The organism is Stenotrophomonas geniculata, assembly GCF_034508895.1.
In the GTDB taxonomy this organism is placed as follows: domain Bacteria; phylum Pseudomonadota; class Gammaproteobacteria; order Xanthomonadales; family Xanthomonadaceae; genus Stenotrophomonas; species Stenotrophomonas geniculata.
In genome coordinates this window covers 2289791-2308643 of record NZ_CP140571.1, presented here as the reverse complement: position 1 = coordinate 2308643, position 18853 = coordinate 2289791, and the positions used below count along the sequence as shown (strand labels likewise).

At 67.1% G+C, this 18853-nt stretch carries 18 protein-coding genes; 9 read left to right on the top strand and 9 right to left on the bottom strand.

Going from position 1 to position 18853, the window contains the following annotated elements; translation table 11 throughout:
• The first annotated feature begins 72 nt into the window (after positions 1–72).
• The 6 genes from yccS (at position 73) to RI032_RS10680 (ending at position 6425) form a co-directional block, all read left to right on the top strand.
• Complete coding sequence (yccS, locus tag RI032_RS10705) at positions 73–2250, top strand: YccS family putative transporter (RefSeq protein ID WP_043397338.1); 2178 nt, start codon at positions 73–75, stop codon at positions 2248–2250.
• Between the two features lie 141 nt (positions 2251–2391).
• The gene (locus RI032_RS10700) at positions 2392–3186 is read left to right on the top strand and encodes an SDR family NAD(P)-dependent oxidoreductase (protein ID WP_322546984.1); all 795 of its coding nucleotides are present in this window, start codon (positions 2392–2394) and stop codon (positions 3184–3186) included.
• Between the two features lie 97 nt (positions 3187–3283).
• Positions 3284–5173 (top strand): MFS transporter, encoded by a 1890-nt coding sequence (locus RI032_RS10695; protein WP_019336617.1) that lies wholly within the window; start codon positions 3284–3286, stop codon positions 5171–5173.
• Positions 5174–5355: 182 nt separating this feature from the next.
• Positions 5356–5643, top strand: coding sequence for a CD225/dispanin family protein (locus tag RI032_RS10690; RefSeq protein ID WP_005419784.1), 288 nt, complete (start codon positions 5356–5358; stop codon positions 5641–5643).
• A gap of 34 nt (positions 5644–5677) precedes the next feature.
• On the top strand, positions 5678–5956 hold the full coding sequence (locus RI032_RS10685) for a CD225/dispanin family protein (RefSeq protein ID WP_010481000.1): 279 nt from the start codon (positions 5678–5680) through the stop codon (positions 5954–5956).
• A 43-nt stretch (positions 5957–5999) separates the two neighbouring features.
• The gene (locus tag RI032_RS10680) at positions 6000–6425 is read left to right on the top strand and encodes a DUF2752 domain-containing protein (protein WP_134958336.1); all 426 of its coding nucleotides are present in this window, start codon (positions 6000–6002) and stop codon (positions 6423–6425) included.
• A gap of 202 nt (positions 6426–6627) precedes the next feature.
• On the opposite strand, the gene RI032_RS10675 is transcribed toward RI032_RS10680, so the two are convergent.
• The 6 genes from RI032_RS10675 to RI032_RS10650 form a co-directional block, all read right to left on the bottom strand.
• Positions 6628–7542, bottom strand: a complete 915-nt coding sequence (locus RI032_RS10675; RefSeq protein ID WP_010480741.1) for an IS110 family RNA-guided transposase — start codon at positions 7540–7542, stop codon at positions 6628–6630.
• A 696-nt stretch (positions 7543–8238) separates the two neighbouring features.
• Positions 8239–9126, bottom strand: a complete 888-nt coding sequence (gene ampE, locus RI032_RS10670; protein WP_049411816.1) for a regulatory signaling modulator protein AmpE — start codon at positions 9124–9126, stop codon at positions 8239–8241.
• A gap of 146 nt (positions 9127–9272) precedes the next feature.
• The gene (gene nudC, locus RI032_RS10665; protein WP_019336614.1) at positions 9273–10178 is read right to left on the bottom strand and encodes an NAD(+) diphosphatase; all 906 of its coding nucleotides are present in this window, start codon (positions 10176–10178) and stop codon (positions 9273–9275) included.
• Positions 10179–10338: 160 nt separating this feature from the next.
• Positions 10339–10731: an iron-sulfur cluster insertion protein ErpA gene (gene erpA / locus RI032_RS10660; protein ID WP_005419789.1), complete on the bottom strand. Its 393-nt coding sequence runs from the start codon at positions 10729–10731 to the stop codon at positions 10339–10341.
• Positions 10732–10762: 31 nt separating this feature from the next.
• Complete coding sequence (locus tag RI032_RS10655; RefSeq protein WP_010482635.1) at positions 10763–11227, bottom strand: bactofilin family protein; 465 nt, start codon at positions 11225–11227, stop codon at positions 10763–10765.
• 4 nt (positions 11228–11231) lie between these two features.
• Positions 11232–11975 carry a DUF6776 family protein gene (locus RI032_RS10650; protein WP_019336613.1) on the bottom strand — a complete coding sequence of 248 codons (744 nt, stop codon included), beginning with the start codon at positions 11973–11975 and terminating at the stop codon, positions 11232–11234.
• A 179-nt stretch (positions 11976–12154) separates the two neighbouring features.
• Here RI032_RS10650 and RI032_RS10645 point away from each other — a divergent pair, with 179 nt between their 5' ends.
• The 3 genes from RI032_RS10645 to RI032_RS10635 are packed head-to-tail and all read left to right on the top strand — an operon-like array spanning position 12155 to position 16936.
• On the top strand, positions 12155–12772 hold the full coding sequence (locus tag RI032_RS10645; RefSeq protein ID WP_010482636.1) for a DUF4126 domain-containing protein: 618 nt from the start codon (positions 12155–12157) through the stop codon (positions 12770–12772).
• A 44-nt stretch (positions 12773–12816) separates the two neighbouring features.
• Positions 12817–14703, top strand: a complete 1887-nt coding sequence (locus RI032_RS10640; protein ID WP_322546983.1) for an EAL domain-containing protein — start codon at positions 12817–12819, stop codon at positions 14701–14703.
• A 1-nt stretch (position 14704) separates the two neighbouring features.
• Positions 14705–16936, top strand: a complete 2232-nt coding sequence (locus RI032_RS10635) for an ATP-binding protein (protein WP_322546982.1) — start codon at positions 14705–14707, stop codon at positions 16934–16936.
• A 1-nt stretch (position 16937) separates the two neighbouring features.
• Here RI032_RS10635 and bfr read toward each other — a convergent pair whose 3' ends face one another.
• The 3 genes from bfr to RI032_RS10620 form a co-directional block, all read right to left on the bottom strand.
• Positions 16938–17408 carry a bacterioferritin gene (bfr, locus tag RI032_RS10630; protein WP_005419804.1) on the bottom strand — a complete coding sequence of 157 codons (471 nt, stop codon included), beginning with the start codon at positions 17406–17408 and terminating at the stop codon, positions 16938–16940.
• A gap of 142 nt (positions 17409–17550) precedes the next feature.
• Complete coding sequence (locus tag RI032_RS10625) at positions 17551–17760, bottom strand: (2Fe-2S)-binding protein (RefSeq protein WP_005411309.1); 210 nt, start codon at positions 17758–17760, stop codon at positions 17551–17553.
• A 401-nt stretch (positions 17761–18161) separates the two neighbouring features.
• On the bottom strand, positions 18162–18785 hold the full coding sequence (locus RI032_RS10620) for an RNA pyrophosphohydrolase (RefSeq protein WP_010482644.1): 624 nt from the start codon (positions 18783–18785) through the stop codon (positions 18162–18164).
• Positions 18786–18853: the final 68 nt, after the last annotated feature.

The window sequence follows — 18853 nt, the reverse complement described above, 5'->3', positions numbered from 1 at the left end:
GACCGTTGGTCCGCACTCCATATTTCACGCGCAGCCCGCAATAATGGTGGGAGACCCTTCCACCGAGCCTGCATGTCCGCCCGCGAATCCCGCCTCAGCCGCCTGTGGGCCCACGAAAAGGCCAGCTACGGCCTGCGCGTGTTCATCGCCCTGACCGCAGCGCTTGCCGTGTGCTGGCAACTGGATGCGCTCACCGCCCTGCCCGGCGTGTTCCTCGGCATCATCGCCAGCGCCATCGCCGAGACCGATGACAACTGGTGGGGACGTACCAAGGCGGTACTGCTGTCGCTGCTGTGCTTCTGCCTTGCCGCCGCGTCGGTGATCTGGCTGTTCCCCTGGCCATGGATCTTCATCGGGGCGCTGGCGCTGTCCACGTTCGGGCTGACCCTGCTGGGTGCGCTCGGCGAACGCTACGCGTCGATCGCCCAAGCCACGGTAACGCTGGCGATCTACACCATGATCGGCCTGGAACAACACGGTGCCAGCGACCTGCACAGCGCGTTGGAAGCGGTCAGCCACCTGCTGGCCGGTGCGGTCTGGTACGGCCTGCTGTCGATCCTGTGGACCGCGCTGTTCGCCAACCGTCCGGTCCGCGAACGCGTGGCGCGCCTGTACGTTGAACTGGGCCGCTACCTGCAGTTGAAGGCAACACTGTTCGAGCCGGTGCGCGAGGCCGACCTGCAACGTCGCCAGCTCGACCTGGCCGAGCAGAACCGGCGCGTGGTCGGTGCGTTGAACGAGGCCAAGACCGCGATCCTCGCCCGCTTCGGCCGTTCCGGGCGGCCAGGCGTGAACTCCGGCCTGTACCTGCGCCTCTATTACATGGCACAGGATTTCCACGAGCGCGCCAGTTCCTCGCACTACCCGTACGGTGCGCTGGTCGATGCTTTCTTCCATAGCGATGTGCTGTACCGCTGCCAGCGCCTGCTCGACCTGCAGGGGCAGGCCTGCGCGCGGCTGGGCGAGGCGATCCGCCTGCGCCGTCCATTCGTGTATGGCGAAAGCAACCAGCAGGCCGGACGCGATCTGGCCGATGCGCTGGCCTACCTGCGCGACCAGCAGCGGCCGCAGTGGCAGCGACTGCTCGGCTCGCTCGACCTGCTCGTGCACAACCTGCGCAGCATCGAGCGCCGCCTGCTGGATGCGGAGCGTTCCGAGGCCAGCCTGGACAACGTCGATACCCGCCTGCGCGACAGCAACCCGCACACCCTTCGCGAGATGGGCGTGCGCGTGCGCCAGCAGCTCACGCCCGGTTCGGTCCTGTTCCGCCACGGCCTGCGCATGGCATTGGCACTGATCGCCGGTTTCGCAGCGATCCGCCTGTTCAATGCCCAGAACGGCTCATGGGTGCTGCTGACCATCGTGTTCGTATGCCGCCCCAACTTCGGTGCCACCCGCCAGCGCCTGGCGCAACGCATCGTCGGCACCGTGGCCGGCCTGGTGCTGACCTGGGCGCTGCTGCAGCTGTTCCCGCAGCTGCACGTGCAGCTGCTGATCGCGCTGCTGTCGGCGCTGTTGTTCTTCTTCACCCGCACCGACCGCTACCTGGTGGCATCGGCGGCGATCACGGTGATGGCCCTGACCTGCTTCAACCTGATCGGCGATGGCTTCGTGCTGATCGTGCCGCGCATGGTCGATACGCTGCTGGGCTGCGCAATTGCCGCCGCCGCCGCGTTCCTGATCCTGCCCGACTGGCAGGGCCGCCAACTGCACCTCGTGCTGGCGCGCGTGCTGGACACCGCCGCACGCTACCTGGATTCGGTACTGGGCCAGTACCGCAGCGGCATGCGCGATGACCTGGCCTACCGCATCGCCCGCCGCGACATGCACAACGCCGATGCCGCGCTGTCCACCGCGCTGTCGAACATGCTGCGCGAGCCGGGCCACGTGCGCCGCAACCTCGATGCCGGTTTCCATTTCCTGGCGTTGTCCAACATGCTGCTCGGCCATCTCTCGGCGCTGGGTGCGCACCGCGACCAGGTGGACAGTTACGCCGGTGATCCGCTGGCGCTGGCCGCCGGTGAGCGCGTGCGAAAGGCGCTGCAGCAGCTGTCCTCGGCCTTGGCCGCACGGCAGCCGGTCAGCGAGGACGACAATGACGCCGACCGCGCGGTGGCCGCCGAGCTGGAGCAGATCGATGAAGCGATGCCGCCGAAGCTGCAGCTGATCCGCACGCAGATGGCGCTGGTGCTGCGGATGCTGCCGAAGGTGCGGGCGGCGGCGAATGAGGCGGTAACCAGCCTGACCTGATCCCTCATCGCTGGTCGGACATCCCATCCACGCGTGGCGTGGATCTACTGCACCGTGAGCAACCGTGTGTTGCGCCTTGCGATGCATCCCGATCACGTTTCCGCGCGGATACTGGGTGATCCCCTGGTCCTGGACTCCCCCATGAAGATCGAACTCGCCGGCCGTACCGCGCTGGTTACCGCCTCCACCGCCGGCATCGGCCTGGCGATCGCCCAGGGCCTGGCCACAGCGGGTGCGCGGGTCATTCTCAACGGCCGCAGCACCGACAGCGTCGAACGCGCCCGCCAGCGCCTGCTCGCCGCCGTTCCGGGTGCCGACGTGCTCGGCGTGGCCGCCGACCTCTCCGATGCGGCCGGCGTCGACACGCTGCTGGCGGGCCTGCCCAAGGTCGACATCCTGGTCAACAATGCCGGCATTTTCGGCCCCGAGGACTTCTTCGAGACCGAAGACGCCACCTGGGAGCGTTACTGGCAGACCAACGTGATGTCCGGCGTGCGCCTGTCGCGGGCACTGCTGCCGGCGATGGTCGATGCCGGCTGGGGTCGCGTGCTGTTCATCTCCTCCGAATCGGCACGCAACATTCCCGCCGACATGATCCATTACGGGGTCAGCAAGACCGCGCAGCTGTCGCTGTCGCGCGGCCTGGCCAAGCGTGTAGCCGGCAGCGGCGTCACCGTCAACGCAGTGCTGCCCGGCCCGACCCTGTCCGACGGCTTCGCGGCGATGTTCGAAGGTGAACGCCAGCGCAGTGGCAAGCCACTGGAGCAGATCGGCCGCGAGTTCGTGATGGCACAGCGGCCGTCTTCGGTGATCCAGCGCACCGCCACGGTCGAGGAAGTGGCCAACATGGTGGTGTACCTGGCCTCGCCGCAGGCCTCCGCCACCTCCGGTGCGGCACTGCGCGTGGATGGCGGCGTGGTCGACGATATCGTCTGAGATCTTTCAAAGTGTGCGGACCAACGGTCCGCACCCACAGGTCCGCACCCACAGCGGATGGGCAGGAATGCTAGGCTGCGCCGGTCAAGGAGGCTCCATGTCCGGTCACAACCAGTTCGCCCTGCTGCGCCAGCGCCGTTTCCTGCCGTTCTTCGTCGTCCAGGCGCTCGGAGCGTTCAACGACAACGTGTACCGGCAGGCGATCATCAGCATGTTGCTGTTCATGGCCGTACCGGAGGAAGAACTGGGGCTGTATGCCACGCTGGCACCTGCCATCTTCATCCTGCCGTACTTCCTGTTCTCGGCACTGGCCGGGCAGATCGCCGACAAACTGGAAAAATCGCGACTGATCGTGATCACCACCACCATGGAGATCGTGATCATGTCGCTGGCGGCCACGGGCTTCCTCACCCAGAGCCTGCCGGTACTGCTGGTCGCGCTGTTCTGTACCGGCATGCAGTCAACCCTGTTCGGACCGGTGAAGTACTCGGTACTGCCCTCGGTACTCAAGCCCGAAGAGTTGACCGGTGGCAACGGTCTGGTTGAAATGGGCACCTCGATGTCGATCCTGTCCGGCATGATCGTCGGCGGCCTGGTGTTCACCGTGGCCGGCAGCCACGGCACCGTAGTGGCAGCGTGCGCGATCATCGCGCTGGCCATCTGCGGCAACATCGCCGCGCGCCTGATTCCCAAGGTCGATGCCGGCGACCCGAACCTGAAGATCAACTGGAACCCGCTGCCGGAGTCGCTTGCGGTGCTGCGCATGGCGCGCCAGCAGAAGGCGGTGCGCAATTCGATCCTGGGTGTGTCCTGGTTCTGGTTCGTCGGCACCGTGCTGACCTCGCAGCTGCCGGCCTATGCCGTGACCAACCTCGGCGGTGAGCCGACCCTGTACATCTTCGCGCTGGCCCTGTTCTCGGTCGGCACCGGCATCGGCTCGCTGCTGTGCGAGAAGCTGTCGGCACGCACGGTGGAAATCGGCCTGGTGCCGCTGGGTGCGTTCGGCATGACCGCGTTCCTGCTCGACCTGTACTTCGCCCGCAGTGGCGAAGCAACGGTGCACGGGCTGACCATCGGGACGTTCCTGCAGCAGCCGGGCAGCATCCGCATCGTCATCGACCTGATCGGCATCGGCCTGTTCACCGGCATCTTCGTGGTGCCACTGTTCGCGCTGATCCAGAGCCGCACACCGAAGGCCCAGATGTCGCGCGTGTTCGCCGCGCTGAACATCCAGAATTCCGGCTTCATCGTCGGCGCAGCCCTGCTGTCGCTGGCCGCGCACAAGCTGCTGCACTGGACCATTCCGCAGCAGTTCCTGGCGCTGGCCATCGCCAACGCGCTGGTGGCGATCTACATCTTCACCATCGTCCCCGAATTCCTGATGCGCTTCCTCAGCTGGCTGATGGTGCGCACCCTGTACCGGCTGCGCCCGCACGGCATCGAAGCGAACGTGCCCGACGAAGGCGCCGCGCTGCTGGTCTGCAACCATGTCAGCTACATGGACGCGCTGATCCTGTCGGCGACGATTCCGCGCCCGGTGCGCTTCGTCATGTACTACAGGATCTTCAACATCCCGGTGATGCGCTGGATCTTCCGCACCGCCAAGGCGATCCCGATTGCCGGCGCGCGCGAAGACCCGGCGCTGATGCAGCGCGCGTTCGATGACATAGACGCCGCGCTGGCCGAAGGCGAGCTGGTCTGCATCTTCCCCGAAGGTGCGTTGACCAAGGATGGTGCGATGGCGCCGTTCAAGTCCGGCGTCGAGAAGATCCTCGAACGGCGGCCGGTGCCGGTGGTGCCGATGGCGCTGCGCGGCATGTGGTCGAGCATGTGGAGCCGTCGCGACAGCCGCCTTGGCCGGATGCGCGTGCCACGCCGTTTCCGTGCCACCGTCGAGGTGGTGGCCGCACCGGCCGTGGATGGCCACAGCACCAGCGCACCGGTGTTGGAGGCCCAGGTGCGGGCCTTGCGCGGCGATCACGCCTGACGGTACCGGCCCGCCAGTCGGGCCCGGCGACCTCCCCCACATACGTCACCGTCCAGTGGCGTACGCGACATGTCGTGACTGTAAACGCATACATGCAACGTCGGTTGCGGTAGATTACGCACCCACAGGGGGGAGGTCCGGTCGATACATCACGGCCGGCCACCAAGGAATGGAGTCTTGCTTTGAATCAACCACCACCGCTCAGCCGTCCGGTCTACATCCCCAACCATCTGGTCTGGGCGATCCTGACGACGCTGTTCTGCTGCCTGCCGTTGGGCGTGGTGTCGATCGTCTATGCCTCCCAGGTCGATGGCCGCCGCGCGGCCGGCGACCTGCCGGGGGCCTACAGCGCGTCGCGCAAGGCGGGCTGGTGGGCGGTGGCTTCGGCCGTGGCCCTGCCAGTCCTGTTGCTGTTGTGGTTCGGGCTGTTCGGCGGCTTGGCCGTACTGGGCGCTCTTTCCGACCAATGATTCACCACCACCACCCATCAAGGAGCTTGAACCCATGAATACCGCTACTCCGCAGGTCCCGAACAACCTGGTCTGGGCGATCCTGACCACCCTGTTCTGCTGCCTGCCGGCCGGCATCGTGTCGATCGTCTACGCCGCCCAGGTCAATGGCAAGCTGGCCGCTGGCGACATCGCCGGCGCCCAGGATTCGGCTGCCAAGGCCAAGAAGTGGGCCATCTGGTCGGCCATCGCCTGGGTCGTCGTGGTCGTGCTGTACGTGCTGTTCTTCGTTGTGCTCGGCGGCATGGGCGCGATGAGCAACAGCAGCTACTGATACGCCTGGACGGATCCGGCGCCTGCGCCGGATCCGTTGTTGCATGTCCGCGCTTCCCGCTCCTTCCCGACTCGCCCGCTGGGCACCGCTGCTGGTTTCCGCCGGCCTGGCCGTGGGTGCCACGGTGGTCCTGCGCAACGTCAATCCGTATGTCGCCGGCAATCCGTTGCCGAGCTGCCCGCTCTACGCCCTGACCGGCCTGTACTGCCCGGGCTGTGGCAGCACGCGCTGCCTGTATTCCCTGGTCCACTTCGACCTGCCCGGCGCGATGGCGATGAACCCGCTGCTGGTCATCAGCCTGCCGTTCCTGTTGCTGATGCTGCTGAACATCGCCGGCATCCGCCCACGCGCGCTCGACCCGCTGATGCGGGTACTGGCCAATCCCGTGTTCTGGCTCTGGGTGCTGCCCGGGTATGCGCTGCTGCGCAACCTGCCGTGGGCACCGTTCACTGCACTGGCACCGGTCTAGATTTCCAGCCAACGGCGCAGCCCCTCGTGGTGGGCGGCGTTCGTCGATCATGGGGTTGGCCGGGCGGGATGGGTTTGCGGGGGACGCCGTGAATCCGTCCGTGGAGCAACTGTGTTGATGGAGGAGCTTGGCCCCTCCATGAGACGGGCACGGTAGTGCCGGCCGCTGGCCGGCAGCCTTTGGTCTTGCGCCCTGCCTGGCCTTAGGCTGGGACCAACCCGTTTTCAGCGTCGCGCACCCGGGCGTTGAGGATCACCAGCATCTTCCGCATCACCGCCACGATGGCTACTTTTCCTTCTTTGCCTCGGGCTCGCAGCGACTGGTAGAAATCGCGCAGTTGAGGTTCATGCCGCATGGCCGACATGCTGGCCATGTAGAGCACCTGGCGGATCTCGGCTCTGCCGCCATGGATGCTGCGTTTCCCTCGCATGGTTCCGCTGTCGTGGGACATCGGAGCCACACCGACGAGGCTGGCGATGGCCTTGCCGCTGATCTTTCCCAACTCGGGAAGATAGCTTGCCAATACCGCCTGCAGGCCAGGGCCAACGCCCTTCATCGACTTCAGGACAGCCAGTTGAGGCTGCTGGGTGACCTGCTCGGCAATTTGCTTTCCCAGACGTTCAACCAGCGTCTGCAAGCGGGTGATGTTGGCCTGCAGTAGCCGGCGCAATTCACGATCACCGACCATTTCCAGCTGCTGCCGCGCGATGGTCAGCGCGTGCATCGCCTGTCGACGTGCCCGCACGAATTCCCGCATTTTCTGCTGCCAAGGCTCCAGCGGTTGGTAGGCCGGAAGTTTCACCAAGGCCGCCATCTGCGCCAATGCATAGGCATCCAACCGGTCGGTCTTGGCCATCTGCCCCATCCCCTGAGCCAGCCTGCGGGCCCGCAGGGCATTGGCGCGGACCACCGGATGGCCCACTGCGTGCAGAAAATCCAGCACCGGTCGTTCGTAGCCGCCGGTGGCTTCCAGCACGATCTGGCTGACCGGACGCTTCTTCAGCCAAACATCCAATTCAGAAAAGCCGGAGCGGTTATTGCAGACCTGCAGGGTCTCTCCGTCCGTCGTGCCGACATCCAGTTGGCGCTTGCTGACATCAATCCCGATCCCGTTCATCACCGGACTCCGTATAGTCTGGAAGGGTCGAGAGCTCCCCCGCTTGCCCAGTCTTATCACTGCGAGTGTCAGCTCCAGCAACTGTTCGGGCGGATCAAGGGAGATTCCGGCGTGGGCGCCAAGCTCCAAGGCGATCGTCGAGATCCAGGCTTACACGGCGGCCCACGCCGGCTCTCGGCACCTACGCTGCCAGATTTCCATCAGATAAGGCTTGGCCGCGGCTTGCTCGTGTGCGCTGTCCTGCGCGCACGGCAAGACCAGGGTTGGGCGTCCTGCCCAACCCGCCCGAGGCATGCCTCGGACCCATGCCGCGGACACCCCCGCAAACCCATCCCGCCCGGCCACGGACAGTTTCCGTGTCCGTCCACCACGGAAAAGAAAGAGAAGATCAAAAGCGGATCGCTTCGCTCCGCATCCACGCATGGCGTGGATCTACCGTGTCGACCAAGGTCGACACCCACCGGCAGTCGCAGTTGACCCACCGTCACCGGGAACTGTCGGGGGTGGGGCGGTGTGGGGCTGCAGGACCGTTGGCGCCATGGATGGCGCCATCGAGCCCCCAGGGACGGGTTTACGGCGTGTCCTGCAGCCCCACACCGCCCCGCCCAACCCTCAGCAACCCAGAGCCGCTTTGGCTTTGGCTTTGGCTTTGGCGTTGGCCTCTGCAGGTGCAGGGCTGCAAGCCCTGCAAAGCAACTACGTCACCCAGCCTGCAATCACCAGCAGGGCGAGGATCGCCAGCCACAGCAGCAGCATCCGCCACACCAGGCTCATCGCATCACGCAGGTCCGGCAACCGCTGCCACACCGGCAACAGCCCCGCCTCGGTGTAATCGTGCGCGTCCTCGCGCAGTTCGGCGTTGACGCTGGCCCGCGCCACCGCGCCCAGGAACCCGATGTTGCCGGCCAAGCGCTCGCCATGGGCCTGGCGCCAGGCCTTCCACGCCGTATCGAAGTTGCCCACCAGCGCCATCGAGAACGCCATCAACTGCGCCACCGGCCATTCGATCCAGCCCAGCAGGCGCTGCGCCAGCGCCAGCGGCTCCACCGGCACGCGGGCACGCATCGGGCTTTCCGCCATCAATGCCAGCAGGCGATAGCCCAGCGCACCGGCCGGGCCCAGCAGCAGGAACCAGAACAGCACCGCGAACCAGCGCCGCAGTGCATTGAGCACGGTCGCCTCGACCAGCGAGGGCACGTCCTCCCGCAGGCTGCCCCCGGCCGACTGCAGGTTGCGCACGGCCGCCTGTCGTGTCGCCGCATCATCCGCGTCGATGATCGCTTCGATATCCCGATCCAGGTCGCGTGGCCCCCAGCACCAGGCCAGCACGCCCACGCCCAGCAACAGCGACGGCAGACCGAACAGCACCCCGCGCAGCAACCACGCCAGCAGCACCATCAGCAGCAGCGGCGGCAGCAATGCCAGGGCCACGCCTGCCGGACCCTGCCAGGCCTTGCCGCCGCGCGCGTCCAGCCAGCCCAGCCAGCGCCGGAAGCCGTCGAAACGGCGCAGCGAGGCGGCAGCGGCCGGGGCAACATGGCCCAGGGCCAGTGCCACCAGCACGGCGGCCAGAGTGGTGAACATGGCAGGTCTCCCTACGAAACAGAACGCTCGGCGCCGCTACCTTACCTGTCGCAGCGGCGCCCTCAGCGGTGAACCGGACTGTAACCCGGGCCGTGTTCAGGTGGCGGCAATACAGCTGCCACGACCGGACCGGCAGAGGATCGGGTTCAGCCCTTCTGCTGGCGGTACCAGTGTTCGATCAGGCCGCGCGAAATCGAGATCGGCGGCGACAGGCGGATGCCCTGGCCATCGTCCTCCACATCGCGTGCCAGTGCCGCGCCCACCTCGTCGGCACTGAACCAGCGCGCGTCTTCCAGCTCGCCATCCACCGTCGGCAGGTCATCCTGCGCCTGTGCACGGAAGCCGATCATCAGCGCGCCCGGGAACGGCCACGGCTGCGAGCCGAGGTACTGGCACGCGGTCACCCGCACCTTGCTCTCCTCATGCACTTCACGCACCACGGTCTGCTCGAAGGTCTCGCCGGGTTCGACGAAGCCGGCCAGCACCGAGTAACGCCGCGGTGCCCAGTTGGACTGCCGGCCCAGCAGCAGCCGGCCCTGGTTTTCCACGGCGACGATCACGGCGGGGTCGACGCGCGGGTAGTGCTCGGTGGAACACTGCGCGCAACGACCGACGAAGCCGCCGCGGGCAAACGCCACGGCGCCGCCACACACACCGCAGAAGCGGGTGCGCGAGTGCCAGTAGGACATGCCGCGGGCATAGCTGAAGGCGGTCGCATCGGCCATCGACCACAGCAGAGCGGCCTGGCGCAGGTCGAGGCGACGTGGTGCGGTGACGGTGACGCTGGCGGCTTCAACCGAGAACCACGCTTGTTCCCCGCGCAGGCCGAGGAAGATCGCGGAGCCGGGACCACCCCCGATGTCGGCGCCGGTCAGCGCCAGCGGCTGGTCGTCATCGCCGGTGAAGGCGCTGCCGTCCTGATCGAGCACGAGAATGCGCGCGCCCGGCCACAGGCGCGCCAGTGCATCGGCATCGTCGCGCAGGGCATCGGCGCGCTCCAGCGGTTCGCCAACGAAGGCAAAACCGGAAAGCGGCGAAGAAGTATTGGGCATCCGGCAAGCGTGCCGCCAATCGATGCGGGTGGCAAGGTCGGCGCTGTGCGCAATCTGCTGTTGTGGGCTGGAGGGCGCAGAGCATCCACGCATGGCGTGGATCTACGGATCCGCTCTGGCAGGTGCCAACCTTGGTTGGCACATCCTGGCCACAGGGCTCTTACATGCTGAAGCTGCTGCCGCAGCCGCAGGTGGTCTTTGCGTTCGGGTTGCGGATCACGAACTGCGCACCGGTCAGGCTCTCGGTGTAATCCACCTCGGCGCCCATCAGGTACTGCAGGCTCAGCGGGTCGACCAGCAGGGTCACCCCGCTGGTCTGTACCGCCAGGTCGTCCTCGGCACGGTTCTCGTCGAACTCGAACCCGTACTGGAAGCCCGAACAGCCACCGCCTTCGATGTACACGCGCAGGGCCAGGTCGGGGTTGCCCTCTTCCTGGATCAGGGATTTGACCTTGGCGGCCGCCGACTCGGTGAAGTTCAGCGGGCGCTCCAGCGACTGGTAATCGGGCGCGGCAACCGGGGTGGCGCCGGGCAGGGAGACTAGCGTACTCATGCCGTCAGCATGGGGGTGCCGACGATGGCTTTCAAGCCATCGCCTCGGCCAGCTTGCGGCGTGCGGCGGTGTCACCCTTGCCACCATTGGCCTCTTCGCCTTCCGGAGCCGGCAGGGCGGCCATCGGGGCGCTGGCATGGATCAGGCGACCGTTCAGCTGGGCGCCCGCATTCATCTCCACCACCTGGTAATGGACGTTGCCATTGACCCGTGCGCTCGGGGTCAGTTCGACCTTCTCGGTGGCATGCACGTCGCCGTCCAGGCGGCCACTGATGACCACCACCTGGGCACGGATCTCGCCCTCGATCACGCCATGCTCGGCGACCGTCAGGGTCGCGCCACTGGCGCCTTCGGCGGCGATCACCTTGCCATGGATGCGACCTTCCACATACAGGCCCCCACTGAATTCCACATCACCGCGGATCACCACCTGGTTGCCGATCAGGGCATCCACCACCAGCTGGCCTTCACGGTTGGATTTGCTGCTTCCGAACATCTGCCTACTCCCCTTTGGCGGCCGGCGCACCGGCCTGTTTCCAGTCGAATACCTGGGTGGTACCCCCCGTACCACTCCCCAATGTCACCCGCACGCGTTGCGGGGTGAAGTCAGCCGGCAGCATCACGCTGCCGGTGAGCTGCTGGAAGTACCGGAACGAGTAATCCTGTCCCGGCACCTTGCTGCGCTGGTGCAGATCATCCCAGCTGATCGTGGCCAGCTTGCCGTTCTTGACGCCTTCCACGGTGAAGCGCATCTGCCCCTGACTGATGGCGCCACGGTTGAGGTTCTGGGTCAGCACCGCGGTGTACTGCCAGGTGCCGGCCGCTTCCGGGCTGAACTCGATCGAATGGGTGTTCAGGCCCTTGCGCTGGCTGGTGGAGCCCACCAGGCGCTCATAGAAGGCGACGTCGGCACGCAGGCCGGCGATTTCCTCATCGCGCTCGGCCAGCGAGGACTGCACCTCGGTGTTGGCGGCGCGGCTGATGCGGTCGGAGGCTTCCAGCGTGGCCTGCTTCTGGCGCAATTCGGTCAGCTGCGCCTGCAACGTCTCGGCACGCTTCTCGGCAGCCTGCAGGCGCTGGCCCTGGGCGTCGCGCGGCGTGGCCATCCAGCAGCCACCCAGCACGGCCAGTACCAGGCTGAGCAGCCAGATGCCGCCGATCACCAGCAGGCGGCGACGGTCGGCCGGCGGTTGTGGCGCGCCGGGCAGGCGGACCTGCACGCGCATGGGAGGACGGTTGGTCATGGGTGGATTCCGGGGCATCGCGAGGGCGACACCGGTACGGCCCCTGTGGCAAACGACGCGCTAGTGTATGACAGGACGGGTGGGTTTCCTGCGCAGTGGCGAGCCACGGTCTGTGGCGTTCAGGCATGCCATCGTCGATAGTGTGGTCCCCTGCACAGTTCCGTCGCCGGAGCATCGCCATGACCGAAGCCCACCTGTTCGTGATCGGCATCCTGCTGGCCTGGCTGGCCGGCATCCGCGTCTACCTCACGGTGTTCGGTGTCGGCCTGGCCGGCCTGCTCGGCTGGGTCGACCTGCCGCCGGCCCTGCAGGCCACTGAATCGTGGTGGGTGCTGGGCACCTCGGCGGCGCTGGCGGTGACCGAATTCTTCGCCGACAAGATTCCCGGCGTCGACTCGGCGTGGGATCTGGTGCAGACCCTGGCACGTGTGCCAGCGGGGGCTTTCCTCGCCGCCGCCACGCTGTCGCCGGATGGGCAGCTGGGCACCGGTGCGCTTGCCGCCGGCGCCGGTGTGGCGCTGGCCAGTCATGGCCTGAAGGCCGGCACCCGCGCTCTGCTCAATACCTCGCCCGAGCCTGCCAGCAACTGGGTGGCCTCCGCCGCCGAGGACACCGTGGTGGTCGGTGGCCTGGCCCTGGCCCTGGCACACCCGTGGATCGCGCTGATCGTGGTGCTGGCCTGCAGCCTGGCCGGTGCGCTGCTGGTGTGGCTGGTCTGGCGCGCACTGTGGAAGGGCGTGCGCTGGCTGGCACGCGGTGCGTCGCCCGACAGTCCACGCCAGCCCGGTACCGGTTGATCGCCGGGCTTGTCGCATAATGGACGCGAACACCAGGAGCACCGATGGCCGCAAACGAATCCCCCGCGGGCGCCCGCCCGGGACGCGCTGAATCCCCTCCGGCCGATCATTGGCAACGCTGGACGGCTGAATCGGCGAGCGCCGTCGCCGCAGCGCCGGCAGCAGTTCCGCCGCTGGCAGCCTCCGACGCACCCGCATCGATCGGCAGCGCACCACCGCCGCTGCCGGGTCCGGGCATGCTGGCCGAGGCTGGCAACAACGACCAGGCACCGCCGACCTCCGATTCGCCCTACCGCGTGCTGATCGTCGAGGACGACCGCGCGCAGGCCCTGTTCGCACAGAGCGTGCTGCATGGCGCCGGCATGCAGGCCATCGTGCACAGCGATGCCGATGGTGCGCTGCAGGCGATCAAGGAGCATCGCCCCGACCTGATCCTGATGGACCTGCACCTGCCCGGCCTGGACGGCATGCGCCTGACCGCGCTGATCCGCCAGCAGCCTGGCCTGCAGTTGCTGCCGATCGTGTTCCTGAGCGGCGATCCGGACCCGGAGCGCCAGTTCGAAGTGCTCGACAGCGGCGCCGACGATTACCTGAGCAAGCCGATCCGGCCGCGCCACCTGATCGCCGCCGTGGCCAACCGCATCCGTCGCGCACGTGCGCAGGCAGCAACCCTGCCCGGTGCAACCGGCGCACCGGCCACCAGCAATCCGGAAACCGGCCTGCCGACGCGTCACCACGTGCTGCAGCAGCTCAATGCCGCCCTCGCCCATGGCGACCGGGGTGGCGTGTTCTTCGTTGAAGTGGCCAGCGCGCTGGGCCTGCGCGAACGCTATGGCTACGCCGCCTTCGAGCGCCTGATGGTGCAGGCCGGGCAGCGCCTGGCCGAGGCCGGCCATCCGCACCTGCTGGCACGCCTGAACGACAACAGCTTCCTGCTGCTGGCCCGCAATACTGATGAAGACAGCCTGGAAAGCATCGCCGCGACCCTGCGTGAGCAGCTCTCGGCACGCGCCTTCGTGATCCGCGACGATGAATCGGTGCACCTGCGCGGCGTGGTGGGTTACGCGCCGCTGTCGCCGGGCTTCGACGATGCCAACGCTGCACTGGAAGCGGTCGAGCGCACCACCCTGCAGGCACGCCTGCTCAGCGCCGGCGTGGCGGGCCACGTGCACCGCCAGGCCGTCACCGAACAGGAACACCTGGCACTGCTGGAAGGCCAGCTGGAGCTGGCCTATCAGCCGATCGTCGCCGTCGCCGGTGGCAACACCGCGCAGTACCAGCTGCTGCTGCGCCTGCGCCAGGCCGATGGCACGGTGCTGGCGGCCGGCCAGGTGATTCCCGCCGCCGAGGCGGCAGGCCGCATCGCCGACCTCGACCAGCAGGTGATGGACCATGCGCTGGGCCTGCTGGACCTGTACCGGCACGCAACGCAGCCGCTGAACCTGTTCGTCTCGCAGTCGCTGCGCACGCTGCAGCGCGATGCTTTTGGCGACTGGCTGCTGGAATCACTGCAGCAGCGTGACCTGCCCGGCAGTGCGCTGGTGATCGACGTGCGCCTGCCCGACGCGCTGATCCACACCGTGCCGCTGCAGCAGTTCTGCCAGCGCATGGCCGGCGCCGGCGTGCGCTTCTGCCTGAGCCAGTTCGAGCCCAGCGGCGAAGCCGATGCACTGCTGACCCAGCTGCCGCTGTCATTCGTGCGCATGGCCGCGCGCTTCTCCAGCAGCCATTCCAACCCAGCCACGCGCGAGGAACTGCGCAAGGCGATCGAACAGGCGCATGCGGCCGGGCTGCAGATCATCGGCCAGCAGATCGAAGACCCGCAGGCCGCGGCCGCGATGTGGGTCGGCGGCGTCGATTACATCCAGGGCAACATGGTGCAGTCGGCCGGCAGCGACCTGAACTTCGACTTCCACAACGCGGTGCTCTGACGTGCCGCTGTGGGGCGTGCTGCTGGTTGCCCTTGCCGCGGCCGCCATGGCGCTGCTGTTGGGCCTGCGCCTGCGCACGCGCAGCCGGGCACTGGCCCGGCTGCAGCGCGAGCACAGCGCGCTGGCCGCCGACCGCGACCAGCTGCGCCATACCACCGAACGCCAGGGCCAGCTGGAACAGCAGCTGCTGCAGGCCAAGCAGGCCGCCGAAGCGGCCGTGCTGGCCAAGGGCGAGTTCCTGGCCACGATGAGCCACGAGATCCGCACCCCGCTCAACGGCATCCTGCCGATGCTGGAGCTGATCGCGCGCGGGCCGCTGGGCGAGGACCAGCGGCAGATGCTGGCCACCGCTTCGGCCAGTTCACAGCAGCTGCTGCGCATCGTCGACGACATCCTCGACTACTCCCGGCTGGAAGCACAGGCGCTGGAACTGGAGATCACCAGCTTCAACCTGCGCGACCTGCTCGATGGCGTGGTGCAGCTGATGCAGCGCGCCGCCGACGCCAAGGGCCTGGCCCTGGGCCTGCAACTGGATCCTTCGGTGCGCCTGCCGGTGCGCGGCGACCCGGTGCGCCTGCGCCAGGTGCTGAGCAACCTGCTGGCCAACGCAATCAAGTTCACAGCCCGTGGCCAGGTGCAGCTGCGCGTGCTGCGGCTGGGCGAAGGTGCCGCGCAGCACCAGCTGCGCTTCGAGATCATCGATACCGGCATCGGCATCGACGACACGCTGCAGGCACGCCTGTTCCAGTCCTTCAGCCAAGCCGACGCATCCACCACCCGCATCTACGGCGGCACCGGCCTGGGCCTGGCCATCTGCAAGCGCATCATCGACCTGATGCACGGGCAGATCGGCGTGCAGTCCACGCCTGGCCAGGGCGCTACGTTCTGGTTCGAGATCCCGCTGCTGAAGGTTCCTGGCGACCTGCCGGCGATGGCGCGCGCGCCAGCACCGCTGCTGCTGTTCAGTGCCGATGCAACGCTGCAGGCACGCATCGAGCGCATCGCGGCCCATCATGGCCTGCTGGTGCACGCCATGGCGCAGCTCGATGCCGTGGTCGAGCGCCTGCGCGCGGTGCCGAGGCCGGGGCAACCGGCGCCGGCCTGGCTGCTGGTCGATGCACGTGCGCGCCGCATCGGTGAAGCGACGCTGCAACAGGCGTTGGCCGAACGTGGCGAGGACGATGCCCTGCAGGTGCTGTGGCTGCAGGACGATACCCTTCCGGCACGCCCGCACCAGCGGCAGCTACCCTCGCATTTCGACGACGCTGCGCTGCATGCACTGCTGGCTGCACCGGTCGCGCATGCGCGCCCTGCCGCGCTGCTGGCCAACGCCGAACAGGGGCAGCCCACGCCCACGCTGCCGCCGTTGCACCTGCGCGTGCTGCTGGTGGAAGACAACACGGTCAACCGGATGGTGGCCGAGCATCTGCTGCGCGTATTCCAGTGCGAGGTGCGCAATGCCGCCGATGGCGAGCAGGCGCTGGCCGCCCTTCGCGAAGGCGGCGTGGACGTGGTGCTGATGGATTGCCAGATGCCGGTGCTGGACGGCTACGCCGCCACGCGCCACTGGCGTGCGGAAGAAGCGGAAACCGGGCGCACGCGGTTGCCGATCATCGCGATGACGGCCAACGCCATGGCCGGTGATCGCGAGCGCTGCCTGCAGGCCGGCATGGACGACTACCTGTCCAAGCCGATCGCACGTGCCACGCTGCATGCGCTGTTGCAGCGCTGGGGTGGCGGGAAAGCTGCATCACCTGGACAGCCTTCCGTAGAGCCGAGCCATGCTCGGCTGACGGCCAATTGCAGTCGCACGCCGTCAGCCGAGCATGGCTCGGCGCTACAAAATCCGGAAAAGCAGGTGGCGCCAGCACCGCAACCGGTACTGGACCGCGACGTGCTGGACGAACTGCACGCGGTAATCGGCGATACCGCCCTCCAGATCGTCTCGGTGTTCCTGGAGGATGCGCCGGCGATGGTGCAGCAGCTGCAGCAGGCCGCGCAGAACGGCGACGAGCCCCGCCTGCAGGCGGTCGCGCACAGCCTGAAATCATCAAGCGCGAACGTGGGGGCCTTGTCGCTGTCGGCGGTGGCGCAGCGGATCGAACATGAGGCCCGCAGCGGCAGCCTGCAGCGCCCCGCCGTAGCGGTAGCGCTGCTGGTTGCCGAATTCGCCCGTGCGCGCGTGGCACTGACGGGCTACCTGGCACAGCATCGCGCCGGCCAGGCCGGCTGAGTCACTCTTCCAGCTTGCTCAGCAGGTACTTCGGCTCGCCGATGCGCTCGATCAGGTCGAGCTGGGTTTCCAGCCAGTCGATGTGCTCCTCTTCCGAGTCGAGGATCTTCACGAACAGCTGGCGGCTGACGTAGTCACCCACCGAATCGGAATAGGCCACGGCCTCGCGCAGGGTGACCACGCCATCGCGTTCCAGCGACAGGTCGCACTGCAGGATCTCGGTCGGGTTCTCGCCGATGCGCAGCTTGCCCAGCGCCTGGAAGTTCGGCAGGCCTTCAAGGAACAGGATGCGGTCGGCGAGCATGTCGGCATGCTTCATCTCGTCGATCGATTCCTTGTACTCATGTTCGGCCAGTTCCTTGATGCCCCAGTTCTTCAGCATCTTGGCGTGCAGGAAGTACTGGTTGATCGCGGTCAGCTCGTTGTAGAGGACCTTGTTGAGGAATTCGATGACCTTGGTGTCGCCCTTCATGGGGATGCTCCTGCACGCTGAAAACGCACGCACTCTAACGCCTTGCGTGCGGTCGTGAAGGAACGCGAATCGTGCGCATTGGCCTATGCGGCCACGCGTGAAGGATCCGGAAGCGCGGCGTCAACGCGCCGCGAAAGAGACGTCAGGCGACCTGGGCCAGACCGAGGACCGGCAGCGGCAGATCGTGGGTGGCACGTGCCTTGGCCAGCAGGTCGCCGGCCATGTCCAGGCAGGAACCGCAGGTCGCGCCACAACCGGTACGCATGGTCAGCTCGGCCACCGTGCTGACGCCATGGCTGGCGGCTTCGCGGATCTGGTGGTCGGTGACTCCGTTGCAGATGCAGACGTACACAGGCGTGAACCGGGCTGACAGGCCAAGAGTGGCCTGTTGGCTATTCCAATGGAAACGAGAATGGTTGTCAATCAGAGACCTGAACCATTCTCGATACGGTTCAGAGTGCGATCGAATACAACAGGGCCAGCACCGGCGTACTGAAGAACATGGTCAGCCAGTGCAGGCCACCGCCTGCGCCCTCAGGCGCAGCAGGTAGTCCGCCAGATACAGGGCACCGGCACAGTTCACCAGGATGAGGACCATGCCCAGCCCAAGCGGGATCGTTGCGCTGCCGCCAAGCACCACCACGCCCAACGCCATCCAGGGCAGGCTGGCCAGCCGGACAACCAGGCCCTGCTGGAGATACCCGGCGGGGACGCGTTGTGACGGATCGACCCGCGGCCTGCGCGGCCTCCCCATCAAACCGCCCCCGGCTCACCCTTGGCCTTGCGCGGCCAGTAGCCACCGCGCTTGGGCGTGCGCTTGCGGGGCCTGTCGTGGCCGGCAGCGTGACCCGGCATCCAGGCCTCCGCAGCGCTCTTGGGCATGGCGGTGACGCCCTGCCCGGCCACCCCGCGCGCCAACGGCGCCAGATGTCGCAGAGCGCGCGCATAGACGCCACGCTTGAACATCACCACGTGCTCCACCGGGTACCAGAAGTCCACCCAGCGCCAGTGGTCGAACTCGGGCGAATCGGTATGGTCCAGCTGCACATGCGATTCGTCGCCAGTCAGGCGCAGCAGGAACCAGACCTGCTTCTGGCCGATGCAGACCTGCCGCTCATTGCGGCGGATGGCCCGCGCCGGCAGCTTGTAGCGCAGCCAGCCGGGCGTCGCCCCGAGCACTTCCACGTGCTCAGGTAGCAGGCCGGTCTCTTCCTGCAGTTCACGATACATGGCCTCGACAGGCGTCTCGTCGGTGTTCATGCCACCCTGCGGGAACTGCCAGCCGTCCCGGCGCACACGTCGTGCCCAGAACACCTGGCCGTCCTGCCGCATCAGCACAATGCCGACGTTCGGTCGATAGCCGTCCGGATCGATCACGATGCGGACTCCTAAGAAAATCTACTGGTCGGGACTATCCCATGCCCTCTGTCGACCCACAAGCACGA